This window comes from Pseudomonas sp. YeP6b (assembly GCF_025642995.1).
Classification (GTDB): Bacteria; Pseudomonadota; Gammaproteobacteria; order Pseudomonadales; family Pseudomonadaceae; genus Aquipseudomonas.
The window spans coordinates 1,994,335-2,017,846 of record NZ_CP080090.1 but is presented as its reverse complement, the minus strand read 5'-3'; the positions used below and the strand labels follow the sequence as shown (position 1 = coordinate 2,017,846).

The following is a 23,512-nucleotide window of genomic DNA, read 5'->3' as shown; positions in this document are numbered from 1 at the left end:
TTTTTTAACCCTGACTGACTGGAGAGCGTTATGAGCAAGATTGCAATTATTGGTGCCACCGGTCGTGCCGGTAGCCAACTGCTGGAAGAAGCGCTGCGTCGTGGGCATACCGTCACGGCCATCGCACGTAATACCGACACGCTGGCGGCGCGCCCAGGCGTTACCGTCAAGCAAGTCGATGCGCTGGATGCCGAAGCGTTGCAACAGGCCGTCAGCGGCAACGATGTGGTGATCAGTGCGGCGCATTTCGCCACGCTGCCGGCCAGTGCCGTGATCGGCCCGGTGAAGAAAGCCTCGGTGAAACGCCTGCTGGTGGTGGGCGGTGCAGGTTCGTTGTTGCTGCCCGATGGCAGCCGCGTGATCGACAGCCCGGGGTTCCCGGCGGAGTACAAGGCCGAAGCCAGTGCCGGTGCTGCGTTCCTGGACACGCTGCGCCAGGAAAAAGAGCTGGATTGGACTTTCCTGTCGCCGTCGGCGGAGTTCGTTGAGACCGAGCGCACCGGCCAATTCCGTGTGGGCCAGGATGAGTTGCTGGTGAGTGCCGAAGGCCGTAGTTGGATCAGTTTTGCTGACTTTGCCATCGCACTGATCGACGAAGTGGAAACGCCGAAGCACTCGCGTCAGCGTTTCACCGTGGGTTACTAAGCCTTACACGGTCAAAACTGTGGCAGCTGGCTTGTGTGGAGCTGGCTTGCCTGCGATAGCTTCACCGCGGTGTGACTGACACACCGAGGTGCCTGCATCGCGGGCAAGCCCGGCTCCCACACAAGTCCGGCGCCCACATTTGAATCTTCGGTATTACGACTGTTGGGCTTGGCTCACTAGCCAATCCATCAGTGCTTCAAGCCCAACCGAAGGCTCCGCCCCAGGCGGATACACCAAGTAATACCCCATCCCCGTCGGCACCCTTAATTCAAACGGCGTCGCCAACCGCCCCGCTTTCACATCCTCGCCTATCAACGCACTGTCGCCAATCGCCACCCCGGAACCTTGGGACGCCACCGTCATGGCCAGATCCAACGTCTCGAAATGGTGCCCCTGGGCCAGGTTGCTCAACCGCGTATTCGCCGCTTTGAGCCACAACGCCCAATCGCGCTCATCCCGCGCGGGGTGCAGCAGCACCTGTTGTTGCAGATCAGCCGGTGTGTGCAAGCCGCCGAGTAAACCCGGCGCGCAGACGGGCGTGAGTTGTTCATCAAACAAATGCCGGGCCTGGGCCGATTGCTCGGCGATGGGTGCATAGATCACCGCTGCATCAAACTGCTCGCGGCGAAAGTCCACGGTGTAGGCCACGGTGGTGGTCAGTTCCACCGGCACATCAGGCCGTTCCTTTTGCCACTGCATCAGGCGCGGCAGCAACCAGCGCATCACGCAGGTAGAAGCCTTGAGTTGCAAGGTGGCGCGGCGGCTGCCGATCTGCTCCACCGCGTCACCGATCAGGCCAAACACTTGCTGCGCGCGCAGCGACCACTCACGGCCTTCTTCGGTCAGAGCCAAACCGCGCGCCTGGCGCTGGAACAAGGCGTAGCCCAAATGGCTCTCCAGCCCGGCGATCTGTCGGCTCACCGCACCTTGGGTGATGTGCAGTTGCTCGGCGGCGCGGGTGAAGTTGCAGCACTGGGCCGTGACCCAGAAGGTGTGCAGCGCGGGCAGCGGTGGCAGGCGTTTCATAGGGGCTGAGCCATGACGTGAGGACATGGCTAGTATGACTTTTTATCGATTGTTGCCGCTACCGGCCAGCCGCTCCAATAGCGCCTCGAATCCATAACAAGAGCGACATGTATGGCGACCTGCGGCGAAGTATTGGTCAACCTCCTGGAAAGCTACGGCGTGGACCAGGTGTTCGGCATCCCCGGCGTGCACACCGTGGAGTTGTACCGCAGCCTGGCGCGCTCGAGCATCCGTCACGTCACCCCGCGCCACGAACAGGGCGCCGGCTTCATGGCCGACGGGTATGCGCGCACCAGCGGTAAGCCTGGGGTGTGTTTCATCATCACCGGCCCGGGCATGACCAACATCACCACCGCCATGGGCCAGGCCTATGCCGACTCGATCCCAATGCTGGTGATTTCCAGCGTGCAATCGCGCAGCCAACTGGGCGGCGGTCGCGGCAAGTTGCATGAGCTGCCGAACCAGGGCGCGATGATCGCAGGCGTGGCGGCGTTCTCGCATACCTTGATGTCGGCGGCAGAGTTGCCTGGCGTGTTGGCGCGCGCCTTTGCGCTGTTCCAGGCCGGGCGACCGCGCCCGGTGCACATCGAAATTCCGCTGGATGTGCTGGTGGAAAATGCCGACGCACTGCTCGGCAGCGAGCCGGTCAGCGTGGCGCGAGCCGGTGCCGCGCCGTCGGCGGTGAAGCAGATGAGCCAATTGCTCGCAGCGGCAACACGCCCGCTGATTCTGGCCGGAGGCGGCGCCATCGATGCCGCCCAGGAACTGACCCGCCTGGCCGAAACCCTCGGCGCACCGGTGGCCCTGACCATCAACGCAAAGGGCACGCTGCCCTCGGCGCACCCGCTGCTGATCGGTTCGACCCAGACCCTGGTCGCCACCCGCGCGCTGGTCGCTGAGGCCGATGTGGTGCTGGCCATCGGCACCGAATTGGCGGAAACCGACTACGACGTGACCTTCGCCGGCGGTTTCAAGATACCCGGTGCTCTGCTACGCATCGACATCGACCCCGACCAAACCGTGCGCAACTACCCGCCGAAAGTCGCATTGGTGGCCGATGCGCACATGGCCGCCGAAGCCCTGCTGGCCGAGCTGAACACCCAGGCCTTGCCCGCGCGCGATCCAAACTGGGGCGCTCAACGCGTCGCCCGCTTGTGGGCCGAACTGACGCCGACCTGGGACGCCGCCACCTGCGCGCAAACCCTGTTCCTCCACACCGTCCTGGAGGAACTGCCCGGCGCCGTGCTGGTGGGCGATTCCACCCAGCCGGTGTACAGCGGCAACCTGACCCTGAACCTCAACCACCCGCGCCGTTGGTTCAACTCATCCACCGGCTACGGCACCCTGGGTTACGCCCTGCCCGCCGCCATCGGCGCCTGGCTGGGACGCGGCGACGGGCAACCGGTGGTGTGCCTGATCGGCGATGGCGGCCTGCAATTCACCTTGCCGGAACTGGCCAGCGCGGTGGAAGCGCGCGTGCCGGTCATCGTGCTGCTGTGGAATAACCAGGGCTACGAAGAGATCAAGAAATACATGTTCAACCGCGCCATCGAACCGGTTGGCGTGGACATCTACACCCCGGACTTTATCGGCGTGGCCCAAGCCTTGGGCTGCACGGCCGAAAGCATCCAGGGCATCGCGCACCTGCGCACGGCATTACGCGCCGCCGCTGATCGCCAGGGGCCGACGCTGATTGAAATCGACCAAGGCCGTTGGATGCTGGAGGTGGCGGTATGAGCGCAGTCGTGAACGGTGTGTTTATCGGCGGTGAATGGCGTGCGGGCCATGACGTGCTTGAGGTGATAAACCCGGCGACTGAAACCACCTTGGCCCACGTCAGCGTGGGTGATGCCAGCGCCGTGGCCCAAGCCGTGGATGTGGCCAGTGCGGCCTTCATCGGCTGGTCGAAAAGCACCGGCCGTGAGCGCGGCGCGCTGCTGCGCAAGATCGCTCTGGGCGTAAGCGAGCAGCGCGAACAGCTGATGCAATTGCAGTCGAGCAACAACGGCAAGCCGCTGTTTGAAGCCGGTATCGATGTGGACGACGTGATCGCCACTTTCGACTACTACGCGGGTATCTGCGAAAACATGGACGCCGGGCAAGACTGCGCGGTGGCGCTGCCCACCGACGATTTCAGCGCGCGCCTGCGCCGTGAACCGTGCGGCGTGGTCGGGCTGATTGTGCCGTGGAATTTCCCAATGGTGACCACCGCCTGGAAACTCGCCCCAGCCCTGGCGGCCGGCTGCTGTGTGGTGCTCAAACCGTCGGAAGTCACGCCGCTGGCGGAGCTGCAACTGGCGCGGATTATTGCTGCGGCGGGTTTGCCGGCCGGGGTGTTCAACATGGTCTGCGGCACCGGCTTGGCAGTTGGCGCACCGCTGGCAGCGGACCGCCGCGTGGCGAAGATTTCCTTCACCGGCAGTAACGCCGTCGGCGTGCACGTGATGCAGCGCGCGGCGGAAACCATCAAGGGTGTGAGCCTTGAATTGGGCGGTAAATCCTCGCTGCTGGTACTGGCGGATGCCGACCTCGACCTGGCAGTGGAACTGGCCTGTGGCGGTGGTTTTTTCAACGCTGGGCAGATGTGTTCGGCTACCAGCCGTGTGCTGGTGGCTGACAGCTTGGCGGATGAATTCCTGCGACGTTTGCAGGCACGGGCTGAAGGGATTCGTGTGGCAGACCCGTTTGCCGAGGACGTGGAAATGGGCGCGCTGACCAACCGTGCGCAGTACCAGCGGGTGCTCGGGCATATTCAGCGCGGCATCGCGCAGGGCGCGCGGTTGGTGTGTGGCGGTGATCGGCCGGAGGGCTTGGCGAAAGGCTATTTCATTCGCCCGACGGTGTTTGCCGATGTGCCGCTGGGCAGTGCGTTGTGGAACGAAGAAATTTTCGGCCCGGTGCTGTGTGTACGACGTTTTGCCACTGAGGACGAGGCGATTGCCTTGGCCAACGACAGCGATTTCGGCTTGGTGGCCAGTGTGGTGAGCGCCACTACCGAAACCGCCGAGCGCGTGGCCAATGCCTTGCAGGCCGGGCTGGTGTGGATCAACGCACCGCAGGTGATCTTCCCGCAAACGGCGTGGGGCGGCTACAAGCAGAGCAGCATCGGCCGCGAATTGGGGCCGTGGGGGTTGGCGGCGTTTCAGGAGATCAAGCATGTGATCCGGTCTAACTAACGACAAGCCAGCTCCCACACTTTTTGATCGGCGGTGTGTCAGTCAGCTGCAATTTTTAGATAGCGCCTGCGACTTTCTCATTTGCCCCTCTCTCCCATGCGTGGCCTGATTCGCCCCTGTCTATTCAAGGCTCGCCCATGGAAAACGTTCACGCAAAACCCACCACCGCCATCTGGCTGATGATCAGCGTTGTACTGGTCGCCCTTAACCTACGCCCGTCGATGGCTGCCATTGGCCCGCTATTGTCTTCGATTCGCGGCGAGGTACCGCTGAGCTTCAGCGGCGCCGCCTTGCTGACCATGCTGCCGGTCATGGCGATGGGGCTGGCGATGTTTTTTGGCATGGGCCTGGGCAAACGCTTTGGTGAGCACCGCAGCATTGTGCTGTCGTTGCTGGTGATTGGCCTGGCCACACTGTCGCGGCTGTTTCTGGATTCGGCGCTGGAGTTGATCGTCAGTGCCATTGCTGCCGGCGTCGGCATCGCCATGATCCAGGCGCTGATGCCAGCGCTGATCAAGACACGCTTTGGCGATAACGTGTCGCTGTTCATGGGCCTGTATGTCACCGCGATCATGGGTGGCGCGGCACTCGCGGCGTCGTTCGCGCCATTTGTGCAGGTGCAGACCGGCAGCTGGCGCATCGGCCTGGCGATATGGGCGGCGCTGGCGTTATTGGCGCTGGTGTTCTGGTACGCCCAGCGCGCGGCGATGCCGCCGCTGCCACAAGCCGGTTCCGGCGCGCAGGAATCATTTTTTGGTAACCGTCGCGCGTGGTTGCTGGCGATCTTTTTCGGCCTCGGCACCGCGTCCTACACCTGTGTGCTGGCGTGGCTGGCGCCGTATTACGTGGAGCAAGGCTTAAGCGAACAGAACGCAGGGTTGTTGTTGGGGTTCTTGACCGCCATGGAAGTGGTGTCCGGCCTGATCACCCCGGCCATCGCCAACCGCCGAAAAGATAAACGCGGGGTCGTCGCGGGGCTGCTGGTGCTGATCATCCTGGGTTTCTGCGGCCTCATTCTTATGCCCCAACACTTGAGCCTGTTGTGGCCTTGCCTGTTGGGCCTGGGCATCGGCGGCCTATTTCCGATGAGCCTGATCCTGTCCCTCGACCACCTGGACAACCCGCGCCGCGCCGGTGGCCTGACCGCGTTTGTGCAGGGCGTCGGCTACCTGATTGCCGGGCTGTCGCCATTGATTGCCGGGATGATCCGCGACCAATTGGGCAGCTTCGAATGGGCCTGGTGGTCGCTGACGGCGGTGGTGGTGGTTATGTTGCTGATCGTCACGCAGTTCAATCCTAAGCATTACGCACGACATATCCGCTGACGTCGTGTTGCCAACATTTTTTGTCCCACACCAAACATAGAAACGCCCTATGGCGCTTTCTATTGGCACGACCGTTCCGTTAAGCTTTTGCCCTTGTCGTGCGGCGCTGCCTCAGTGCCAAGGCTTATCGGACGGAACGGATGCTAAACAGTAATTTGCTCAGAAAGCTCGATATGCAGGACTTGATGGTGTTTATCGCCGTCTACGACCAGAGCAGCGTTACCGAGGTGTCTGAAACGCTGTTCGTCAGCCAGTCCACCGTGAGCTACAGCTTGAAGAAACTGCGCACCAGTTTCGAGGATGAGTTGTTTATCAATACGCGGGCGGGCATGCGGCCAACGTACAAGGCCACCACCATGTACGGGCATGTGCAGAAGATCCTCGAAAGCATCAACCTGTGCCACGCCGGTGGCCAAGCCTTTGACCCCACTTCGACGGCCGTGACCTTCAATGTGTGCGCCCCGGAATACTTCGAACAGTTGATCCTGCCGCGCCTGTTGAAGCACTTCGACCGCGCCGACCTGCCGGTGATCGTCAATGTGCAGAAGCTGGAAACCGACATCCCCGCCGACGACCTGCGCGAAGGCCGCCTCGACCTAGTGATTTGCTTCGGCCCGCACTTTCACCGCGCCCATAAAGACTTCAAGACCCAGATGCTGCTGGAAGATGATTTGGTCTGCGTGTTCGATAAACGCTCGGCCCCGCGCGAACCGGCGTTCAGCCTGCAATCGTTTGTCGAGCGCCGCCACGTGTTCCCCACGCCGTGGACATCCGACACCAACATGATCGACGGCTGGCTGGCGCGCCAGGCCCGCAAGCGCCAAGTGATCGCCCGCGCGAACAGTTACAGCGCGGCCTTGAAGATGATCACCGGCACCGACTTTGTTGTCACCCTGCCCCGCCGCGTGCAAAAGCTGCTGGCGCCGGCCACGGTGTTCGGCCATTGCGAGGCGCCCAACGGTTTACCGGGGTTTACCCTGGACATGCAGTGGAACGAAACCAGTGGCCAGGACAGCGCCAATATCTGGTTTCGTGAGCAGGTGGTGAAGGTGTGTGCGGAGCAAGGGTTGTTGTAACCCTCAGCCGATGGCGACCTTGCTGTAGGAATCGCGATCCATGTCCACCAGCAGCACGCTGAGTTGAACCTGTATATCCGCCGGCCACTCGCACTGGTCCTGCAATGCCGCCAACAGGCTTTCCGACAGCTGCGTCTTGACCTGTGGTGAACGCCCGCTGAGCAGCGACAGCTTCACCGCAATAAAGCCGCGCGGGCTGAGGGAGGTGCCGACCTGGAAGGTCTCGACCTTCACGGCGCGGCTTTTGATATCAAACTCGGAACCGAACTGCCCGGACGCCATCAGCACATTGTTGAGCCGCAAGAGGGTTTTCTCGACGGCCAGGCCGGTGAGATTGGCGGTGTATTCCAGGTGCAGGTGCGGCATGAAAAGCTCCGAATAGTTCTAGGAAAAGAGTCACACGTATAGCATGCAGTTGAACTGAATCAGAGCGCTTTCACTGTGAAACTTCGGTCAGGCTGCGCAGCGCACGGTTTTCCCAGAACGCCACGATCACCAACACTGCCGTGGTCAGCGCACCCAGCAGCAACGCCGAAAACAGTTGCTGCAACCCCAGCGGCAACAGCACCAGCAACATCAGCAGCCCGCCCAGGTGCGAGAACGGTGGCAATGGCCGATCACTCATCACCCACTTGAACAATGCACTGCCCAACAGAAACAACCACGGCCCAGCGATGATCGCCACCACACCGGCCTGGCTGGCATGCCCCGGGTGCACCAGCACCAGTTCGTCGGCCACCGCGCTGACAATGATCCCGGCGACGATCAACACGTGCAGGTAGGTGTAGGCAATCCGCGCCTGGCGGCCCGGGTCGGCGGAACTGGCAATCCGGTGGTGGGCGCGCTCGGCGCCACTGTCGAAATAGATCCACCACAAGGCGATGCTGCCCACCACCGCCACCAGGAATGCGCCCAGGCCTTCCAGGCTCCAGGGCAATTCGGCGAAGGTGGCGCCGGTCACCAGCAATGATTCGCCGAGGGCGATGATCACAAACAGGCCGCAGCGTTCGGCCATGTGGTTGCCTTCCACGTTCCAGTCCGTCAGCGTCGAACGCCCCAGGCCCGGCACCCAGAAATACACCGACGGGGAAATCAGCTCGATCAACAGTGCCAGCGCCCAGAACGCCAGGCGCTGCTCACCGTCGAGCAGGCTGCCGGTGATCCAGAACACGCCGGAAAAGACCATCCACGCCAGGATCCGCTGGAAATTGCGGGTCATGTTCAGCGACTCACCGCGCACTGCCCACAACGCAAACAGCGTGCGTCCTACTTGCATGAACACGTAGGCGCCGGCAAACAGCACGCCTCGGTCGGTAAAGGCCTTGGGGATCGACGAGGACAGCAGCAGGCCGGCCACCATCAAGCCGAACAGACCGATGCGGATCGGGATTTTTTCCGGGTCGAGCCAGTTGGTGATCCATGAGGTGAAGATCCACACCCACCACACCGCAACCATCATCAGCGCCACCTGCACCGCGCCGCCGAGGGTCAGATGGGCCAGTAGCGAATGGGACAATTGGGTCACGGCAAACACGAACACCAGGTCGAAAAACAGCTCGACCATGCCAACCTTGCCACTGTCATGACTGCCGCGACCACGCAGCAAGGAACGCGATGGGCTCATCGGTGGTTCTCCCTGAAGGGTTTATCTCAAGATTTTGGCGCCAGCACCGGCAGCCTGTCGCGCTCGCTCATGAATGCCTCCAGCCGCGAGCGCATCCAGCGTTCCGCCGGGTCGGTATCGACATGGCTGAGCCAGACCATGGACAGGTCCAGGGTTGGGGTTTCGAACGGAAACGGCTCGCAGAACAGGTTCCCGCCGGCGGCCATGGCCTGGGCCGTGTAGTCCGGCAGGCTGGCGATCATGTCGGTGCCGGCAAGCAAGGCCGGCAGCGCGCTGTATTGCGGCACCGACAGCACCACATGGCGCTTGCGGCCGATCTCGGCCAGCCATTCATCGGCAAACCCGGACACGTTGGCGGTGTGGGACACCAGCACATGGGGCCGTGCGCAATATTCGTCGAGGGTCAGCGGTTTGTCCGAGGCGTCGGCGCGCAACAGGCAGGGGCGGATATGCCGTAACAGTTTACGTTTGGCATTCGCGGGCAGGCCGCGGGTCTGGGTGATGCCGACGGTGATATCGCCGGACGCCAGCAGGTCGGGGATGCGCCAGTAGTCCACATGCTGCACCACGAACACCACCAGCGGCGCTTCCTGGCGCAACGCGCGCAGCAAGGGCGGCAGCAGGCCAAACTCGACGTCATCGGACAAACCGATGCGAAAGGTCATGGTGCTGATGGACGGGTCGAAATCGTGGGTCAGGCTCAGGGCCGACGACAATGAGTCAAGGGCGGGCGACAGGTGCTTGATGATCTCCTCGGCCCGCGCCGTCGGCTCCATACGATGGCCGACGCGAATGAACAGCGGGTCATTGAACAGCGTGCGCAGGCGATTGAGCGCCGAACTGATGGTCGGCTGGCCGAGAAACAGCTTCTCCGCCACCCGGGTCACATTGCGTTCGAGCATCAACGTCTCAAAAACGACCATGAGGTTGATATCGGCCTTGCGTAATTCATTGCGATTCATCGGCGCTCGCCCCACTGCCCTAAACAAGTGGCAGTGTAGAAACACCCGGGGCCCTGCGTCTATGTGCACACTGTTCAACGCGGGCCTTTGAGACTATAAATCAGTTTTGCTGGGCTACAGGAACACTATCGTGCTGGTCATTCTCGCCTTGGCCATCGTGGTGGCAGGGGTCTGTCTCTGGGTTATCCAGTTCATCGCCAACCCCACTGTCAGGACTCTGATGCGGGTATTTATCGGCTTGTGCCTGGCGGCGGCAGTGGCCTATCTGGTTTTGGCGTGGGGCTTTCCTATTTCAGTGCTGCTTTCATAACCCGTTTTAATCCGCTTACTTTTTCAGCAAGGACCGCTTAATCATGAAATTCGCCTACACCATCATCTATGTGCCGGACGTAGCTGCCTCACTGGCATTCTTCGAAAAGGCCTTCGGTTTCAATCGCCGTTTCCTGCATGAATCGGGCACTTATGGTGAGCTGGAAACCGGCGACACCACCCTTTCATTTGCTGCGCATGAACTGGGCGAGATGAATTTCGACGGTGGCCACGTAGAAGCGCACGCATCCAGGCAACCACTGGGTATGGAGGTGGGGTTCGTCACTGAGGATGTGTTCGTCGCCCACGCCAAGGCGCTTGTACTGGGCGCGAAAGAGCTGGCGGCACCGAGCACCAAGCCTTGGGGACAAGTGGTGTCTTATGTGCGCTGCCCGGATGGCACGCTGGTGGAGTTGTGTACGCCGATCGTGGGCTGAACATAGATTCAATGTGGGATGTGCGGGTTTGTGTGGGAGCGGGCTTGCTCGCGAAAGCGGCGTATCAGAGGGAATATCTGTTACTGACACACCGTTTTCGCGAGCAAGCCCGCTCCCACAATTAGACCGTGTTCCACTTGATTGTCAGGGCTTGAGCGGACGCTCCTGGTCGCGCTCGGAAAGCTCCGTGCCGTCGTCGGGATGCTTCCAGGTCTGCGGTTTTTCCTCTTCACGCTGCCGGGGTTGCTCGCGCTCCCGCTCATCTTGGCGCTTGTGTTCGTTAGCCATTGCCACCTCCCATCCGTAAGAATTGGTCACACCCTCAGCATAGAACAGCCTCGGCATTTTTGACGGAGTGGGCGATTGATAGCCTGAGCGCATCAATACATCCAAATTACTCACTTATCATTTCTAAATGTGTCAGCCACTATCCGCGGTCTTAAGCGAAACAAGCACTTCAAAAAGAACGCTGGAGACACAAAACCATGACTAGCCCTTCCCGGCCCGACTCTGCCCGCTCGAAAATTGGTGCGGTGTTCCGCGTTACCTCGGGCAACTTCCTCGAACAGTTCGACTTCTTTCTGTTCGGTTTCTACGCCACCTACATCGCCGCTGCGTTCTTCCCCGCCGCTAATGAGTTTGCGTCATTAATGATGACCTTCGCCGTGTTTGGCGCAGGCTTCCTGATGCGACCACTGGGCGCGATCATTTTGGGTGCCTATATCGATGACGTGGGTCGCCGCAAAGGGTTGATCGTGACCCTGTCGATCATGGCCAGCGGCACGCTGCTGATTGTGCTGGTGCCGGGTTATCAAACCATTGGCCTGTGGGCGCCGCTGCTGGTGCTGCTGGGCCGCTTACTGCAAGGCTTTTCTGCCGGTGCGGAATTGGGCGGTGTGTCGGTTTACCTGTCCGAAATGGCCACTCCAGGCCGCAAAGGCTTCTACACCAGCTGGCAGTCGGGCAGCCAACAGATCTCCATCGTGGTTGCCGCCGCCTTGGGCTACGGCCTGAACGTGTGGATGGAACCGGCCGTGGTTGCCGATTGGGGCTGGCGTATTCCGTTTGCCATCGGTTGCGTGATCATCCCGTTCATCTTTGTGCTGCGGCGTAACCTGCAGGAAACCGAAGAGTTCGCCAACCGCAAGCATCGCCCGACCATGCGCGAAGTGCTGGCGACCCTGGTGAAGAACTGGACCATGGTGATCGGCGGCATGTTGATGGTGGCCATGACCACCACCGCGTTCTACCTGATCACTGTGTACGCGCCGACTTTCGGCAAGACCGTATTGCAACTGAGCACCTCCGACGCCCTGCTGGTGACGTTGCTGGTGGCCGTGTCGAACTTTGTCTGGCTGCCGATTGGCGGCACCGTCAGCGACCGTTTTGGCCGCAAGCCGGTGCTGGTGGCAATGACCGCCCTGACCGTGATCACCGCCTACCCGGCGCTGTCGTTCGTGGTGAATGCGCCGAGCTTCAGCCATATGCTCGAAACCCTGTTGTGGTTCTCGTTCCTGTACGGCATGTACAACGGCGCGATGATCCCGGCGCTGACCGAGATCATGCCGGTGGAGGTGCGCGTGGCCGGTTTCTCTCTGGCCTATAGCCTGGCGACGGCGATCTTCGGCGGGTTTACCCCGGCGATCTCCACCTGGTTCATTCACATCACCGAAGACAAGGCTTCGCCGGCCTACTGGATGATGTTTGCCGCGCTGTGTGCGCTGTGCTCGACCCTCGCGTTGTATCGCCGCGCCAATACCCGTGGGCAGGTGATGCAGGGGGCTGCGTAATGAAGGTATTGTTCAAAACCCTGACGGCGCTGGCCCTCGGCGCCCTGGCGCTGACGGCTCAGGCCGAAGAGCTCAAGGTGATGACCTCGGGTGGCTTCACTGCCGCCTATAAACTGCTGGGCCCGCAATACGCCCAGCACAGCGGCGACACCCTAGACACCATCCTCGGCCCGTCGATGGGCAAGGCGCCGGAAGCGATTCCCAACCGCCTGGCCCGTGGCGAACACGCCGACGTGGTGATCATGGTTGGCTACGCCCTGGACGACTTGATCAAACAGGGCAAGGTCGACCCAGCGTCCCGCGTGGAACTGGCGGATTCGCGCATCGGCCTGGTGGTCAAGCAAGGCGCCGCTAAACCTTCGATCGGCACCGATGCCGAGTTGAAGGCGGTGTTGACCCAGGCCAAGTCCGTGGCGTATTCGGACAGCGCCAGCGGCGTGTATGTCCAGAAGGAGCTGTTCAAGAAGCTCGGCATGCCGGCCAAGGGCACGATGATCGAACGCATCCCGGTGGCCGAACAGGTTGCCAAGGGGGATTACGAGGTGGGCTTGCAACAGGTGGCGGAATTGTTGCCGGTGCCCGGTGTGACTTACGTCGGCAAGATCCCGGAAGACGTGCAATCGGTGACGCGCTTTGCGGCGGGCATTCCGGTTAACGCCGAACACCCGGACCAAGCCAAGGCATTGCTGCAATACTTGGCTTCGCCCGAGGCGCAACCGGTGGTGCAATCCACCGGTTTGGACTCGGTGTCACGCTGACCGAAACGGCATTTCCCGTACCAACCGCTCCAACTCCAGCGCCGCCGGCGGCAATGTCCGCCCGCGGCGCTTGATCAAGCCCACATTGCGCATCACCTGCGGTTCTACCAGCGGCACACTCACCAGAATCGGGTGCGCGCCCGCCGGCATCGCAATCGACGGCACCATCGCCACACCCAGCCCAGCCTCCACCAGCCCGATCATCGTGGTCACATGGTGGGTCTCGCAGATACTGGGCTTTTTCACCCGTACGCCACGCAAGGCCTGGTCCAGCAGAAAGCGGTTGCCCGAGGTTTTGTCCACGGTGATGTAGTCGTGTTCATAGGCCTCGGCCCAGCTCACGCTGTCACGCGCAGCCAACGGATGATCACGACGACAGGCCAGCACATAGCGCTCCTGCAACAGCAGCTCGAACTCCACCTCATCTGCCAGGCTGCCGCTGAAACTCACGCCGAAATCCGCCTCGCCACTTTCCACCGCGTTGCACACCTCACCCGCGCTGGCGTCCAGCACCCGCAGGCGAATCTTCGGGTACAGCTTGTGGAACTCGGAGATCACGTGGGGCATGAAGTAGTAAGCAGTGGAGGGCACGCAGGCGATGGTGACGTTGCCCATGCGCGTGGACGCGACGTTACTGATGCCCATCAAGGCGATGTCGAGGTCGTCGAGTATGCGCTCGACCTGCGGCAGGAACGCTCGCCCGACCATGGTCAGGCTGACGCGCCGCGTGGTGCGTTCGAACAGCTTTACGTCGAGTGCGGACTCGAGCTTTTCGATACGCCGGCTCAGCGCCGGCTGCGAGATACGGATGGCCTCGGCGGCGCCGCGAAAACTGCCCTTGTCTACCACGGCGCGGAAGGCTTGGAGGTCGTTGAGGTCGAAGTTGATGATCACGGAATGGGCCAGTGTGGTCGATTTGGCGGGCATTATCGTATGGGCGGTGATGAGGCGCCATGCGTGCCTGCGTCGGTGCGACGCTAATAACCCTGCTACAAATATGAAGTCATACATATCAGTGAGTTATTTATGTAGTTGAGCCACACAGCCGCTAAAAAGCGTCAATACTTGCGGCCTGACCTACTCAATTGGAGCGAGAAATACTCATGGAATCCTGCCAGAACCCACAGCCTTTTTGGGCGGATGACGAGGCCCCGGCGCTCGGCATTGATCAGTTGCTTCTTGCAACGCGCCAATGGTCAAGCAGGATTGAATCCTACTCTTCATCGGCGGACTTCGGCATGCGCTCAACCCAGCAAATGAGCATTACCTTGCCCATCGAGATGGCCGCTCCGGTCAAAGCCAAAGTCGCCTCTGGTGAATACGCCAGTGAAAGTAAAGTCCTCCGTGACGGCCTGCGTGCCCTGCTGGCGCGTGATCGTGCGATGGACCACTGGCTGCGCGACGAGGTTATTCCGGCGGCCGCCGCCCTCCAGGCTGACCCTGGCCGAGCACTGTCCGCCGGGCAGGTTCGCGAGCACATGGCGGCCAAACACCAACGAAAAGGTACTGAGAAACCGTGAGTCATTCGGTTGCCTTTTCGCCCGAAGCATTGGCGCAATTGGACGCCCTTGAACACTGCATCAGCGATACCGGATCCCCACGTGTAGCGGCACGCTTTATCGACAACATCATCAGTTACTGCGAAAGCCTTTGCGTGTTCCCACTGCGCGGCATCCGCCGTGACGACCTGCTACCCACGTTGCGCATCACTCAATATCGGCATACCACCACGATCGCGTTTATGGTGGCCGCCGATACTAAAACGGTGTCGATTTTGGGGCTGTATTACGGTGAGCGAAACTACGCAGCACTTTTACAGAATGACGGACAGCCCATCCCGCCGGGAGACGGTTGAACACATCGCCAACACTGGCCGACAGAGTGATCAATGACCAAGAAGACAATAATGAATGGCGCTGGCTCTCTGCAGCGAGCGTTGCGGTTCGGGTTGTATCTGTTCGGGTTGATGGGTATCGCGACCCTCGGCTTCTTCGCCTGGCAAAGCTTTTACCCCGTCAGCGCGGCAAACGGCTGGAGCGTTCACACCGTTTACAGCGATGTACCGAAAGCCGCCTCGCTGATGCCTTTACCCGACGGTTCGCTGATGATCAGCCAGGAACTCAACGATGCAAAAGGCAGCATCGTGCGAATTTATCCGGATGGGCAACGCGAAGTCGTGGTGGGCAACCTGTCCAAACCTGATGGCATGCTTGCGACCCACGGCGGCTGGGTGTTCAGCCAGGAAACCGGCGATGCGCCGGTGAGCTTTCTCAAGGATGGTGTGGTCACTGAACTGTTTCGCGGCGAAAACGTGCAAGGCCTGTGGGTCGAAGGCGACGACCTCTACGCCATCGAAGACCGCAAGGACAACGGGCGGCTATTGCGCTATCGCTGGAGCGACCAGTCGCTGACCGTGCTGCGCGATCAACTGAACGAAGGCGAGTCCATCACCCGTTGTACCGATGGCCGAATGCTCTACACCGAAAAGAAAAAAGGCGTGGTGCGTGAGCTGACCGATGACGGCAGCGATCCGGTGGTGCTGGCGGGCTTGAACAAACCGACGTTCTTGATGTGTGATGAACGCGGTTTGTGGGTCAATGAAGACTCGACGCATCGGGCACGGTTGCTGCTGATTGATAAACAGGGGCGGCAACAGACGATCTTGTCGTTCTTGAAGGCGCCGCAGTCGATTGTGCGAACAGGAGACGGTACTTATTTACTGGCAGAAGGCGGCCGTGACCGAGTCCTTAAACTGGTGGGCAAGTCGCTGGCAGTTGCCAGCGACGACGTGAAGCACTGACGCAGCCCCGCAAAAGACCGACTATTGGCAGGTTCCGCCTTTGTGATGGGACCCAGTGCCCCCAACCGGATGCGTGCCCTTCGGGCATGCCGCCGCGAACATCGGGGTTACCATCAAGACCGCCAGCAGGATGATCGCCCAGGCCACATTGTTATGCAGACCACCCAGGGTGCCCCGCCACGCGTGATCAATCACAAAGGGCGCGGGTACAGGAAACAGTCCGAAAAAGTGGAAGGGTTCACCTTGAGCCCAGCGTAACAGGAAGCCCAAAACAATCTGCGCCAGCAGCAACAGGTACAGGCAACCAGGCGCTATTTCTGCCAGCAGGTTAAGCGTCGGGTGACTGTCGGTCTTTGGGCGATTGCCGCCGAACACACGCCATACCATCCGTAGGACGATCAACAGTGCCATCGCAATGCCGAGCGAGGTATGCACCGCTTGCAGGCCCTTGCGCAGCGGGGTGCCCTTCTCCAGGTTTTCCCAGATATGGGCACTGGCAAACAGGAAGACCACCACGGCGGCGGTGAGCCAGTGGAACGTGCGGGTCAGGCGGTCGTAGCGGTCGGAGGAGGTGTTCATGGCCGTTCCCTAATGGTCTGTGGGGTGAACACCGCAGCAGGGAAAGTTACTCGGTGAGGTGCGAATAATTTATTCAGGCCGGCCTTGGCAAATCGAACACCCAGAAACGAAAAAACCCGGAGCGTGTTTTGCTACGGGCGTTTCTATTTACGGGCGGGGCTGTAACTCAGTTTCCCCGCTCTTTATTGGCTTGGGAGAGGACCGAAGCCGCAAGGGATTTCGTTTCCTGGCTGTACTTATCGCTTTGAAGCGCCTTCCCCGCTTTCTCCTCCATCTCTGCACTGGTCTGCTTATCAGTGCTGCTCTGCGCCAATGCTGAAGCGGCAAGGCTTTTGGCAATGGCAGAGGCATTTGGATTATTAAGGGTTTCGGCTGCCAACGTCGCCATCGTGCTGGAGGTTTGTTTGGTGTTTTTACTCATGATGCATGTCCTTTGCAGTGTGGGATTTCCTACTTGGAAATCGCTGAAACCAAGATAGTGAGTTAGCGAAAAACGCGCAACGCACTAGCTGTAAGCAACGTAGGGGAAATATGTACGAAAGACGCAACCGTCATGTAGGGCGTCGAATCGATTGCACTGATGGTTATTATCGAAACGGTCGCCTGTGTCATTACCAGAACAGGTTCTTATAATCGCCTCCAATTTCCCTTTCCCTCGCCTGGCTTCAGGCGACCGTAACCTCTGGAACCCAACATCATGCCAAGCGCCAGCACGGTCCCTAGCGGCCCTCCCGAACATAATCAACAGAGCGTCAAACAGCAGTGGCTGGCGATTCTCTCGGTCGCCGTGGGCGCCTTCGCCTTGGTCACCAGTGAGTTTCTGCCGGTGGGCGTACTCAACGATGTCGCCAGCGACCTCGGTATCAGCGCCGGCCACGCCGGCCTGATGGTGACCGTGCCCGGCATCATGGCCGCCCTCGCCGCCCCGTTGCTGTCTGTCAGCATTGGCGCCATGGACCGTCGCTACCTGCTGATCGGCCTGACGCTGACCATGATCATCGCCAACTCGGTGGTGGCCTACGCCAGCGACTTCAGCCTGCTGCTGTTCGGCCGCGTATTGCTGGGCATCAGCATCGGCGGCTTCTGGGCGACCGCCATCGCCCTCAGCGGCCGCCTGGCGCCCAAGGGCGTGGGCGTAGCGAAGGCCACGTCGATCATCATGATGGGCGTGACCCTGGCCACCGTCCTCGGCGTGCCCGTGGGCACCTGGCTCAGCGGCCTGATGGGCTGGCGCATGACCTTCCTCGTCACCGCGCTGGTGGGCGTGCCAGTGTTGCTGGCGCAGGTCTTCCTGCTGCCGCGACTCAAACCGGAAAAGGCCATTCACATCAGTGACTTGCCGGCTTTATTTATCAACCCAAGCGCCCGGGTCGGCTTGATCGCGGTATTGCTGATCGGCCTGGCGCACTTTGCCGCGTACACCTACGTCGCGCCTTTCTTCAAAAACAGCTCCGGCTTCGACGGCCCCACCATTGGCTCGCTGCTGCTGCTCTTCGGCGTGGCAGGCGTAGCGGGTAACATTTTTGCCGGTTTCGCCGCCAACCGCAGCGTACGTTACACCTTGCTACTGGTCGCGCTGATGATCGGCACCAGCACCGCCCTGTTCCCCTACTTCGCCACCGGCATGACCGGCGCCGCAATGCTGATCGGCCTCTGGGGCTTCGCCTTCGGCGCCTTCCCGGCCTGCGCGAGTATCTGGATGTTTGTGGTAGCGCCCAAGGATGTCGAACGTGGCATGCCGCTGTTTGTCGCGTTGTTCCAGGTGATTATTGCGTTGGGCTCGTTCTTTGGCGGGCAGATTGTCGATCAGATGGGTAGCACGGTATTGTTGAGTTTGGCGACGGCATTGGTGGGATGTGGGTTTATGACGGTGCTGGTGTTGGGAAGGAATGTGAGTAATAGCTTGGTGGCGCAGCCTGGCTAAGCAGACCAAAGCAAAAAAGCCCCGTAGCTTATTCAGCTACGGGGCTTTTTCTATGTAATGGCGGAGAGATAGGGATTCGAACCCTAGGTACCGGTGAAGGTACAACGGATTTCGAATCCGTCCCATTCGGCCACTCTGGCATCTCTCCAACGGCGCGCATCATAACAGTGTGTTTCGCGGAAGCAAACCCCAAAAGCGATTTTTTTCCGTGCTATCAGATGCTTGCGTCGATTAAAGCGGTACGCCGAGACGATTGGCGACTTCTTCGTAGGCTTCGATGACGTCACCGAGGCCCTGGCGGAAGCGGTCTTTGTCCATCTTCTTCTTGGTGTCTTTGTCCCACAGGCGGCAGCCGTCCGGGCTGAATTCGTCGCCCAGGACGATGGAGCCGTCGTGGAATACGCCAAATTCCAGTTTGAAGTCGACCAGCAGCAGGCCGGCGTCGTCGAACAGCTTGGTCAGCACGTCGTTGACCTTAAGGGACAACTCCTTCATGCGCGCCAGTTGCTCAGTGGTGCCCCAGCCGAACGCCACGACGTGGGATTCGTTGATGAACGGGTCGCCCTTGGCGTCGTCCTTCAGGAACAGTTCGAAGGTGTAGGGGTTGAGCTTGAGGCCTTCTTCCACGCCCAAGCGCTTGACCAGGCTGCCGGCGGCGTAGTTACGCACGACGCATTCGACCGGGATCATGTCCAGCTTCTTCACCAGGCACTCGTTGTCGCCCAGCAGTTTGTCGAATTGGGTCGGGATGCCGGCCGCTTCGAGTTTCTGCATGATGAAGGCGTTGAACTTGTTGTTCACCATGCCTTTGCGATCAAGTTGTTCGATGCGCTTGCCGTCGAACGCCGAGGTGTCGTTGCGAAACAGCAGGATCAGGCGGTTGGCGTCGTCGGTCTTGTACACCGACTTGGCTTTGCCGCGGTAGAGTTCTTCACGTTTTTCCATGATGGGCTCCGCTTTGAGTGAGGTGGGCTAGGCGATGTGTCGCCAGTCGAGCCCTGAATCTTGATCGGCCAGTTGCAGCCAGTCCGGGTCGCACCCGAGGGTGTCGACAAAACATTGCCGGGCAAGCGTCGGCAGGTTGTTCTTGCTGCTCAAGTGGGCCAGGACCAAGTGTTGCAGGTCTTGCCAGCCCAACTCATACACCAGGTACGCCGCCTGGTGGTTGTTCAAATGTCCCAGCTCGCCGCCCACCCGTTGCTTGAGAAAGTACGGGTAATGACCACGAGCCAGCAGATCTCGGCAGTGGTTGGACTCGATCATCAATGCATCGAGGTTGCGGTAACCGTCCAGCACCTTGGAGCAGTAGGAACCCAGGTCGGTGAGCACGCCGAAACGCCGCTCACCGTCACTGAATACGTACTGCGTCGGCTCCTGGGCGTCGTGCGCTACGGCAATCACATCGATGCTCAACGCACCAATCTGCAGCTGCTCGCCACCGGCCAGGAAACCTGCGGGTTCTATGGGTTTGCGCATCCCGCGCAGAGTGCCACGACTCAGGTACACCGGAAGATTGTAGCGCCGAGACAGCAAACCCACGCCATGCACGTGGTCGGCATGTTCGTGGGTCACTAAAATCGCGCTCAGCTGCGTGGGGTGAACCCCCAGGCGCAGCAGGCGCCGCTCGGTTTCTTTTAACGAGAAACCACAATCCACCAGCACGTACGTGTCGTCGTGGGCGACCAGCGTGCCGTTCCCTTGGCTACCGCTGCCGAGAACGGCAAAACGCATCGGATCAGCCCAAGTTGTCCTGAATCACGCCCAACACTTTGCGCGCCGTTTCTGCTGGCGCAACGGTGTTGATGTTTTTCTCGACGGTGACTTGTACGCTTTCGCCAACCTTGCTCAAACGAACTTGGTAACGCTCGGCACGGGTTTCGATCTCTTCCTTGGTCGGCTTGCTGCCGAACAGTTTGCCGAAGAAACCTGGCTCGTCGTCTTTCTTCTCGGCCTTTTCAGCCACGTTGATGTAGTAAAGGCCCAGGCTGCGGTTGATGTCTTCAACGCGCCAAGGGCCCTGCTCCAACGCGCGACCAACACTGGCCCAGGCACGGTCGAGGTCTTCACCCAGGTTCAGCACCACGTTGCCGCTGCCGTCTTCGGTGAGGCTGACGCGGTTAGGCGTGTCGTAATCACGTGCGGCGAGCAGGGAAACCGAACCGCCCTTCTCGGAGATACGGCTCATGCTGGCCAGCATCTCGTCGACCAGCGCGGCATCAACGCCCATGTTGACCGAACGCGGAGTGAAGTCGACGTTGGCGGTGCTGCCGGCAGGACGCTCGGCGCTGACCACGTAGACTTCACTGGTATTGCGCTGCACGCCAGGCTCGATGCGCACACGCACACGGGCTTCGCTGTCAGCCGCTACGCCACTGGCCTGCAGGCGCTGGGCCATGTTGGCGGACAGTTCGCTGCTGCGCTGCCAGGCAGTGGTGAACTCACCGGTCTGCGGGCGTTGCTGGTCCAGGCGGAAACCGTTGTCCTGGAAGAACTGCACTGCCACAGGCCAGACTTCGGCGGGTGGACGTTGAGCGATGATCCAGCGGTTGTCGCCGCTCTTTTGCAGGCTGTAGTCGCTGGCGTCCGCCACGGCCGAGATCGGCTGTGGACGTGGCACCACGTACTCACCTTTAGTGGTGTCGTCGGCCACGTTACGCGGAATAGGCAGCAACGGGTCAAGGCGCTTGGCGACATTGACGTCCGGCGGCAGCTGCATCGGTTTGGTTGCTTGTGCTTCCAGGTAATCGCTGCCGCGGTCACGGAAGTAGCCTTCCGGGCCCCAAATCCAACCGCAGCCACTGGTGCTGGAGATAATCAAGGCAAGTGCGGAAAGTCCGGCCAATCGCTTCATGCGTAGTGCTTCCTCAATTAAACCAGGACGCCGGACTGGCGCAGGGCCTGTCGCAGCGGTTCGTGACAGGCTTCGCTGAGCCGGGTGAGCGGCAGACGGATACCGTCCGGCATCAAGCCCATCTCAAACAGTGCCCATTTCACGGGAATAGGGTTGGATTCAATAAACAGTGTCTTGTTGAGCGGCATCAGCTTCTCGTGGATCGCGCGGGCGGTCACGGCGTCACCGGCGATAGCGGCGGCGCACAGTTCGCTCATGGCGCGCGGTGCAACGTTGGCGGTCACCGAGATGTTGCCTTTGCCACCCAGCAGGATCAGCTCGACAGCCGTGGCGTCGTCACCGGAATACAGCAGGAAGTCGCTGCTCACGCCGGCCAGGATGTCCTTGGCGCGTTGCAGGTCGCCGGTGGCTTCCTTGATACCGATGATGTTCGGCACCGTGGACAGGCGAATCACGGTCTCAGCCTTCATGTCGCAGGCAGTGCGGCCGGGAACGTTGTAGAGGATCTGCGGGATATCAACGGCTTCGGCAATGGTGCGAAAGTGCTGGTACAGGCCTTCCTGGGTCGGCTTGTTGTAGTACGGGGTCACCAGCAGGCAGGCATCGGCGCCGGCCTTCTTGGCGTTTTTGGTCAGCTCGATCGCTTCACGCGTCGAGTTGGCGCCCGTACCGGCGATCACGGCGATACGGCCCGCGACGCGCTTGACCACGAATTCGATCACCTGGATGTGTTCTTCCACATCCAGTGTGGCCGATTCACCCGTGGTGCCGACCGCCACAATGGCGTTGGTGCCCTCTTGCAGGTGGAAGTCCACCAGTTTGCCCAGGCTATCCCAGTCGAGATGACCTTGTGCATCCATGGGTGTGACCAGTGCCACCATACTGCCCGCAATCATGCAACCGCTCCTGCCGGAAAAAGAGAGCCGTAATGGTACTGGCGCCAAGATGCTTGTACAAGCGAAGTACCGCCTGAGGATGCGTTCTGGGGCAACTAAACGACGGGCAATGCCATCATTGAGCCAAAGCATGGCTTGAAGCACGCTGAAATCAGACTGATCACGCAATGAAAACGCCACCTCCTATCCCTTGGCGACGGTTTTCGCTACCCTTCATCCTTTGATCGATACAGCCCTCACCGTATCGACCGCTCATCGTTTTAGGAAGGCTGCATGTCCACCCCCACAGTTCGCGAACAATTCCTTGTTATCAGTGCCCTTGGCGCCAACCCCATGGAGCTGACTAACGTCCTGTGCCGCGCCAGCCATGAAAACCGCTGCGCCGTCGTAACCTCCCGCCTCACACGCCATGGCGAATGCAGTGCGCTGGTGCTGCAGATTTCCGGTACCTGGGACGCCCTGGCGCGCCTGGAGACCGGCCTGCCGGGCCTGGCCAAGAAGCACGATTTCACCGTCAATGTGGTCCGCAGTGCCGCACTCGAGAACCGTCCACAGGCCCTGCCTTATGTGGCGTATGTCAGCTCGGCCTACCGCTCGGACATCGTCAACGAGCTGTGCCAGTTCTTTATCGACCACAACGTCGAGCTGGAAAACCTGACCTGCGACACCTATCAAGCGCCACAAACCGGCGGCACCATGCTCAACGCCACGTTCACCGTGACCTTGCCGGCCGGCGTGCAGATCAGCTGGCTGCGTGACCAATTCCTGGATTTCGCCGATGCCCTGAACCTCGACGCGTTGATCGAGCCATGGCGCCCACAGAACCCAATGTAAGGAAGTACTCATGCCGGTAGCCATCGACAAACCCGTGGCCGACTTCGAAGCTCAGGCCACCAGCGGCCAGACGTTCAGCCTCGCCGCCCTCAAGGGCAAGCAAGTGGTGATCTACTTCTACCCTAAGGACAGCACCCCGGGCTGCACGACCGAAGGCCAGGGTTTTCGCGACCAATATGCTGATTTCAAGGCCGCCAACACCGAGGTGTTTGGCGTGTCGCGCGACAGCGTGAAGTCCCACGAAAACTTCAAGGGCAAGCAGGAATTCCCCTTCGAGCTGATCAGCGACAAGGACGAAGCAGTTTGCCAGCTGTTTGATGTGATCAAGTTGAAGAAGCTGTACGGCAAGGAATACCTGGGCGTGGATCGCAGCACCTTCCTGATCGACAAGGATGGCGTGCTGCGTCAGGAATGGCGCGGCGTGAAAGTACCAGGGCATGTGGATGCCGTTTTGGCGGCGGCGCAGGCGTTGAACAAGGCTTGAATCTTTGGGGCGAACA

General features: G+C 60.5%; 27 protein-coding genes and 1 tRNA gene. 15 read left to right on the top strand and 13 right to left on the bottom strand.

Features of this window, described 5'->3' with window-relative positions:
* The first annotated feature begins 30 nt into the window (after nt 1-30).
* The gene (locus tag KZH41_RS09080; protein ID WP_242154935.1) at nt 31-645 is read left to right on the top strand and encodes an NAD(P)-dependent oxidoreductase; all 615 of its coding nucleotides are present in this window, start codon (nt 31-33) and stop codon (nt 643-645) included.
* A 153-nt stretch (nt 646-798) separates the two neighbouring features.
* Here the strand turns inward: KZH41_RS09080 and KZH41_RS09075 are convergent, their stop codons facing one another.
* Complete coding sequence (locus tag KZH41_RS09075; protein ID WP_263274711.1) at nt 799-1,671, bottom strand: LysR substrate-binding domain-containing protein; 873 nt, start codon at nt 1,669-1,671, stop codon at nt 799-801.
* A gap of 111 nt (nt 1,672-1,782) precedes the next feature.
* On the opposite strand from KZH41_RS09075, the gene KZH41_RS09070 reads away from it, so the two are divergent.
* The 4 genes from KZH41_RS09070 to KZH41_RS09055 all read left to right on the top strand — a co-directional run bounded on the left by KZH41_RS09070 (nt 1,783) and on the right by KZH41_RS09055 (nt 7,248).
* Nucleotides 1,783-3,408: a 5-guanidino-2-oxopentanoate decarboxylase gene (locus tag KZH41_RS09070; RefSeq protein WP_263274710.1), complete on the top strand. Its 1,626-nt coding sequence runs from the start codon at nt 1,783-1,785 to the stop codon at nt 3,406-3,408.
* Entirely contained in the window at nt 3,405-4,847 is a 1,443-nt protein-coding gene (locus KZH41_RS09065; RefSeq protein ID WP_263274709.1) for an aldehyde dehydrogenase family protein, read from the top strand. Before KZH41_RS09070 ends, KZH41_RS09065 begins: the two co-directional genes overlap by 4 nt.
* A 137-nt stretch (nt 4,848-4,984) precedes the next feature.
* Nucleotides 4,985-6,172 (top strand): cyanate transporter, encoded by a 1,188-nt coding sequence (locus KZH41_RS09060; RefSeq protein WP_263274708.1) that lies wholly within the window; start codon nt 4,985-4,987, stop codon nt 6,170-6,172.
* 140 nt (nt 6,173-6,312) lie between these two features.
* Nucleotides 6,313-7,248 (top strand): LysR family transcriptional regulator, encoded by a 936-nt coding sequence (locus tag KZH41_RS09055; protein WP_263274707.1) that lies wholly within the window; start codon nt 6,313-6,315, stop codon nt 7,246-7,248.
* A gap of 3 nt (nt 7,249-7,251) precedes the next feature.
* Here the strand turns inward: KZH41_RS09055 and KZH41_RS09050 are convergent, their stop codons facing one another.
* The 3 genes from KZH41_RS09050 to KZH41_RS09040 all read right to left on the bottom strand — a co-directional run bounded on the left by KZH41_RS09050 (nt 7,252) and on the right by KZH41_RS09040 (nt 9,834).
* The gene (locus tag KZH41_RS09050) at nt 7,252-7,614 is read right to left on the bottom strand and encodes a 5-carboxymethyl-2-hydroxymuconate Delta-isomerase (protein WP_094953235.1); all 363 of its coding nucleotides are present in this window, start codon (nt 7,612-7,614) and stop codon (nt 7,252-7,254) included.
* A 70-nt stretch (nt 7,615-7,684) separates the two neighbouring features.
* Complete coding sequence (locus KZH41_RS09045; RefSeq protein ID WP_094953237.1) at nt 7,685-8,872, bottom strand: low temperature requirement protein A; 1,188 nt, start codon at nt 8,870-8,872, stop codon at nt 7,685-7,687.
* A 26-nt stretch (nt 8,873-8,898) separates the two neighbouring features.
* Entirely contained in the window at nt 8,899-9,834 is a 936-nt protein-coding gene (locus KZH41_RS09040) for a LysR substrate-binding domain-containing protein (protein WP_242154923.1), read from the bottom strand.
* A gap of 130 nt (nt 9,835-9,964) precedes the next feature.
* Here KZH41_RS09040 and KZH41_RS09035 point away from each other — a divergent pair, with 130 nt between their 5' ends.
* Together KZH41_RS09035 and KZH41_RS09030 are read left to right on the top strand one after the other, a co-directional pair.
* The gene (locus tag KZH41_RS09035; RefSeq protein ID WP_094953239.1) at nt 9,965-10,144 is read left to right on the top strand and encodes a hypothetical protein; all 180 of its coding nucleotides are present in this window, start codon (nt 9,965-9,967) and stop codon (nt 10,142-10,144) included.
* A 43-nt stretch (nt 10,145-10,187) separates the two neighbouring features.
* Entirely contained in the window at nt 10,188-10,580 is a 393-nt protein-coding gene (locus KZH41_RS09030) for a VOC family protein (RefSeq protein WP_263274706.1), read from the top strand.
* A 144-nt stretch (nt 10,581-10,724) separates the two neighbouring features.
* Here the strand turns inward: KZH41_RS09030 and KZH41_RS09025 are convergent, their stop codons facing one another.
* Complete coding sequence (locus KZH41_RS09025) at nt 10,725-10,868, bottom strand: hypothetical protein (RefSeq protein ID WP_176462985.1); 144 nt, start codon at nt 10,866-10,868, stop codon at nt 10,725-10,727.
* A 197-nt stretch (nt 10,869-11,065) separates the two neighbouring features.
* Between KZH41_RS09025 and KZH41_RS09020 the strand changes: the two genes are divergently transcribed.
* Together KZH41_RS09020 and KZH41_RS09015 are read left to right on the top strand one after the other, a co-directional pair.
* A complete protein-coding gene (locus KZH41_RS09020; RefSeq protein WP_263274705.1) occupies nt 11,066-12,370 on the top strand; it encodes an MFS transporter in 1,305 nt (434 codons plus the stop codon).
* Entirely contained in the window at nt 12,370-13,128 is a 759-nt protein-coding gene (locus KZH41_RS09015) for a substrate-binding domain-containing protein (RefSeq protein WP_263274704.1), read from the top strand. Before KZH41_RS09020 ends, KZH41_RS09015 begins: the two co-directional genes overlap by 1 nt.
* Here the strand turns inward: KZH41_RS09015 and KZH41_RS09010 are convergent.
* Nucleotides 13,120-14,022: a LysR family transcriptional regulator gene (locus KZH41_RS09010; protein WP_094952685.1), complete on the bottom strand. Its 903-nt coding sequence runs from the start codon at nt 14,020-14,022 to the stop codon at nt 13,120-13,122. The genes KZH41_RS09015 and KZH41_RS09010 overlap by 9 nt on opposite strands.
* A gap of 209 nt (nt 14,023-14,231) precedes the next feature.
* Here KZH41_RS09010 and KZH41_RS09005 point away from each other — a divergent pair, with 209 nt between their 5' ends.
* From KZH41_RS09005 to KZH41_RS08995, 3 genes are read left to right on the top strand one after another with little or no spacing between them, the layout of a single operon-like run.
* Nucleotides 14,232-14,648: a type II toxin-antitoxin system ParD family antitoxin gene (locus KZH41_RS09005; protein ID WP_263274703.1), complete on the top strand. Its 417-nt coding sequence runs from the start codon at nt 14,232-14,234 to the stop codon at nt 14,646-14,648.
* The gene (locus KZH41_RS09000; RefSeq protein WP_263274702.1) at nt 14,645-14,983 is read left to right on the top strand and encodes a type II toxin-antitoxin system RelE/ParE family toxin; all 339 of its coding nucleotides are present in this window, start codon (nt 14,645-14,647) and stop codon (nt 14,981-14,983) included. Before KZH41_RS09005 ends, KZH41_RS09000 begins: the two co-directional genes overlap by 4 nt.
* Before the next feature lie 51 nt (nt 14,984-15,034).
* Nucleotides 15,035-15,928, top strand: a complete 894-nt coding sequence (locus tag KZH41_RS08995) for a hypothetical protein (protein WP_263274701.1) — start codon at nt 15,035-15,037, stop codon at nt 15,926-15,928.
* Between the two features lie 21 nt (nt 15,929-15,949).
* Here KZH41_RS08995 and KZH41_RS08990 read toward each other — a convergent pair whose 3' ends face one another.
* Together KZH41_RS08990 and KZH41_RS08985 are read right to left on the bottom strand one after the other, a co-directional pair.
* Nucleotides 15,950-16,507, bottom strand: coding sequence for a cytochrome b (locus KZH41_RS08990; RefSeq protein WP_263274700.1), 558 nt, complete (start codon nt 16,505-16,507; stop codon nt 15,950-15,952).
* A 166-nt stretch (nt 16,508-16,673) separates the two neighbouring features.
* The gene (locus tag KZH41_RS08985) at nt 16,674-16,928 is read right to left on the bottom strand and encodes a hypothetical protein (RefSeq protein ID WP_242154912.1); all 255 of its coding nucleotides are present in this window, start codon (nt 16,926-16,928) and stop codon (nt 16,674-16,676) included.
* Between the two features lie 276 nt (nt 16,929-17,204).
* On the opposite strand from KZH41_RS08985, the gene KZH41_RS08980 reads away from it, so the two are divergent.
* Nucleotides 17,205-18,431, top strand: coding sequence for an MFS transporter (locus KZH41_RS08980; RefSeq protein ID WP_242154910.1), 1,227 nt, complete (start codon nt 17,205-17,207; stop codon nt 18,429-18,431).
* Nucleotides 18,432-18,489: 58 nt separating this feature from the next.
* Here the strand turns inward: KZH41_RS08980 and KZH41_RS08975 are convergent.
* The 5 genes from KZH41_RS08975 to dapA all read right to left on the bottom strand — a co-directional run bounded on the left by KZH41_RS08975 (nt 18,490) and on the right by dapA (nt 22,178).
* A tRNA-Ser gene (locus KZH41_RS08975) sits at nt 18,490-18,579 on the bottom strand.
* Nucleotides 18,580-18,662: 83 nt separating this feature from the next.
* On the bottom strand, nt 18,663-19,376 hold the full coding sequence (purC, locus tag KZH41_RS08970; RefSeq protein WP_094952673.1) for a phosphoribosylaminoimidazolesuccinocarboxamide synthase: 714 nt from the start codon (nt 19,374-19,376) through the stop codon (nt 18,663-18,665).
* Between the two features lie 27 nt (nt 19,377-19,403).
* The gene (locus tag KZH41_RS08965; protein WP_094952672.1) at nt 19,404-20,162 is read right to left on the bottom strand and encodes an MBL fold metallo-hydrolase; all 759 of its coding nucleotides are present in this window, start codon (nt 20,160-20,162) and stop codon (nt 19,404-19,406) included.
* A gap of 4 nt (nt 20,163-20,166) precedes the next feature.
* On the bottom strand, nt 20,167-21,282 hold the full coding sequence (bamC, locus tag KZH41_RS08960) for an outer membrane protein assembly factor BamC (protein ID WP_094952671.1): 1,116 nt from the start codon (nt 21,280-21,282) through the stop codon (nt 20,167-20,169).
* A 17-nt stretch (nt 21,283-21,299) separates the two neighbouring features.
* Nucleotides 21,300-22,178, bottom strand: coding sequence for a 4-hydroxy-tetrahydrodipicolinate synthase (gene dapA, locus KZH41_RS08955; protein WP_094952670.1), 879 nt, complete (start codon nt 22,176-22,178; stop codon nt 21,300-21,302).
* 273 nt (nt 22,179-22,451) lie between these two features.
* On the opposite strand from dapA, the gene KZH41_RS08950 reads away from it, so the two are divergent.
* A complete protein-coding gene (locus tag KZH41_RS08950; protein WP_003172487.1) occupies nt 22,452-23,012 on the top strand; it encodes a glycine cleavage system protein R in 561 nt (186 codons plus the stop codon).
* Nucleotides 23,013-23,022: 10 nt separating this feature from the next.
* Nucleotides 23,023-23,496 carry a peroxiredoxin gene (locus KZH41_RS08945; protein WP_242154906.1) on the top strand — a complete coding sequence of 158 codons (474 nt, stop codon included), beginning with the start codon at nt 23,023-23,025 and terminating at the stop codon, nt 23,494-23,496.
* The last annotated feature ends 16 nt before the right edge of the window (nt 23,497-23,512 follow it).

Coding starts and splice junctions, on each gene's coding strand:
- dapA (WP_094952670.1), bottom strand. CDS start 22,178: ATGATTGCGGGCAGTATGGTGGCACTGGTCACACCCATGGATGCACAA.
- KZH41_RS08995 (WP_263274701.1), top strand. CDS start 15,035: ATGAATGGCGCTGGCTCTCTGCAGCGAGCGTTGCGGTTCGGGTTGTAT.
- KZH41_RS09045 (WP_094953237.1), bottom strand. CDS start 8,872: ATGAGCCCATCGCGTTCCTTGCTGCGTGGTCGCGGCAGTCATGACAGT.
- purC (WP_094952673.1), bottom strand. CDS start 19,376: ATGGAAAAACGTGAAGAACTCTACCGCGGCAAAGCCAAGTCGGTGTAC.
- KZH41_RS08980 (WP_242154910.1), top strand. CDS start 17,205: ATGCCAAGCGCCAGCACGGTCCCTAGCGGCCCTCCCGAACATAATCAA.
- KZH41_RS09050 (WP_094953235.1), bottom strand. CDS start 7,614: ATGCCGCACCTGCACCTGGAATACACCGCCAATCTCACCGGCCTGGCC.
- KZH41_RS09055 (WP_263274707.1), top strand. CDS start 6,313: ATGCTAAACAGTAATTTGCTCAGAAAGCTCGATATGCAGGACTTGATG.
- KZH41_RS09020 (WP_263274705.1), top strand. CDS start 11,066: ATGACTAGCCCTTCCCGGCCCGACTCTGCCCGCTCGAAAATTGGTGCG.
- KZH41_RS09080 (WP_242154935.1), top strand. CDS start 31: ATGAGCAAGATTGCAATTATTGGTGCCACCGGTCGTGCCGGTAGCCAA.
- KZH41_RS09060 (WP_263274708.1), top strand. CDS start 4,985: ATGGAAAACGTTCACGCAAAACCCACCACCGCCATCTGGCTGATGATC.
- KZH41_RS08950 (WP_003172487.1), top strand. CDS start 22,452: ATGTCCACCCCCACAGTTCGCGAACAATTCCTTGTTATCAGTGCCCTT.
- KZH41_RS09030 (WP_263274706.1), top strand. CDS start 10,188: ATGAAATTCGCCTACACCATCATCTATGTGCCGGACGTAGCTGCCTCA.
- KZH41_RS09075 (WP_263274711.1), bottom strand. CDS start 1,671: ATGAAACGCCTGCCACCGCTGCCCGCGCTGCACACCTTCTGGGTCACG.
- KZH41_RS09015 (WP_263274704.1), top strand. CDS start 12,370: ATGAAGGTATTGTTCAAAACCCTGACGGCGCTGGCCCTCGGCGCCCTG.
- KZH41_RS09025 (WP_176462985.1), bottom strand. CDS start 10,868: ATGGCTAACGAACACAAGCGCCAAGATGAGCGGGAGCGCGAGCAACCC.
- bamC (WP_094952671.1), bottom strand. CDS start 21,282: ATGAAGCGATTGGCCGGACTTTCCGCACTTGCCTTGATTATCTCCAGC.
- KZH41_RS08985 (WP_242154912.1), bottom strand. CDS start 16,928: ATGAGTAAAAACACCAAACAAACCTCCAGCACGATGGCGACGTTGGCA.
- KZH41_RS09040 (WP_242154923.1), bottom strand. CDS start 9,834: ATGAATCGCAATGAATTACGCAAGGCCGATATCAACCTCATGGTCGTT.
- KZH41_RS09005 (WP_263274703.1), top strand. CDS start 14,232: ATGGAATCCTGCCAGAACCCACAGCCTTTTTGGGCGGATGACGAGGCC.
- KZH41_RS09070 (WP_263274710.1), top strand. CDS start 1,783: ATGGCGACCTGCGGCGAAGTATTGGTCAACCTCCTGGAAAGCTACGGC.
- KZH41_RS08945 (WP_242154906.1), top strand. CDS start 23,023: ATGCCGGTAGCCATCGACAAACCCGTGGCCGACTTCGAAGCTCAGGCC.
- KZH41_RS08990 (WP_263274700.1), bottom strand. CDS start 16,507: ATGAACACCTCCTCCGACCGCTACGACCGCCTGACCCGCACGTTCCAC.
- KZH41_RS09065 (WP_263274709.1), top strand. CDS start 3,405: ATGAGCGCAGTCGTGAACGGTGTGTTTATCGGCGGTGAATGGCGTGCG.
- KZH41_RS08965 (WP_094952672.1), bottom strand. CDS start 20,162: ATGCGTTTTGCCGTTCTCGGCAGCGGTAGCCAAGGGAACGGCACGCTG.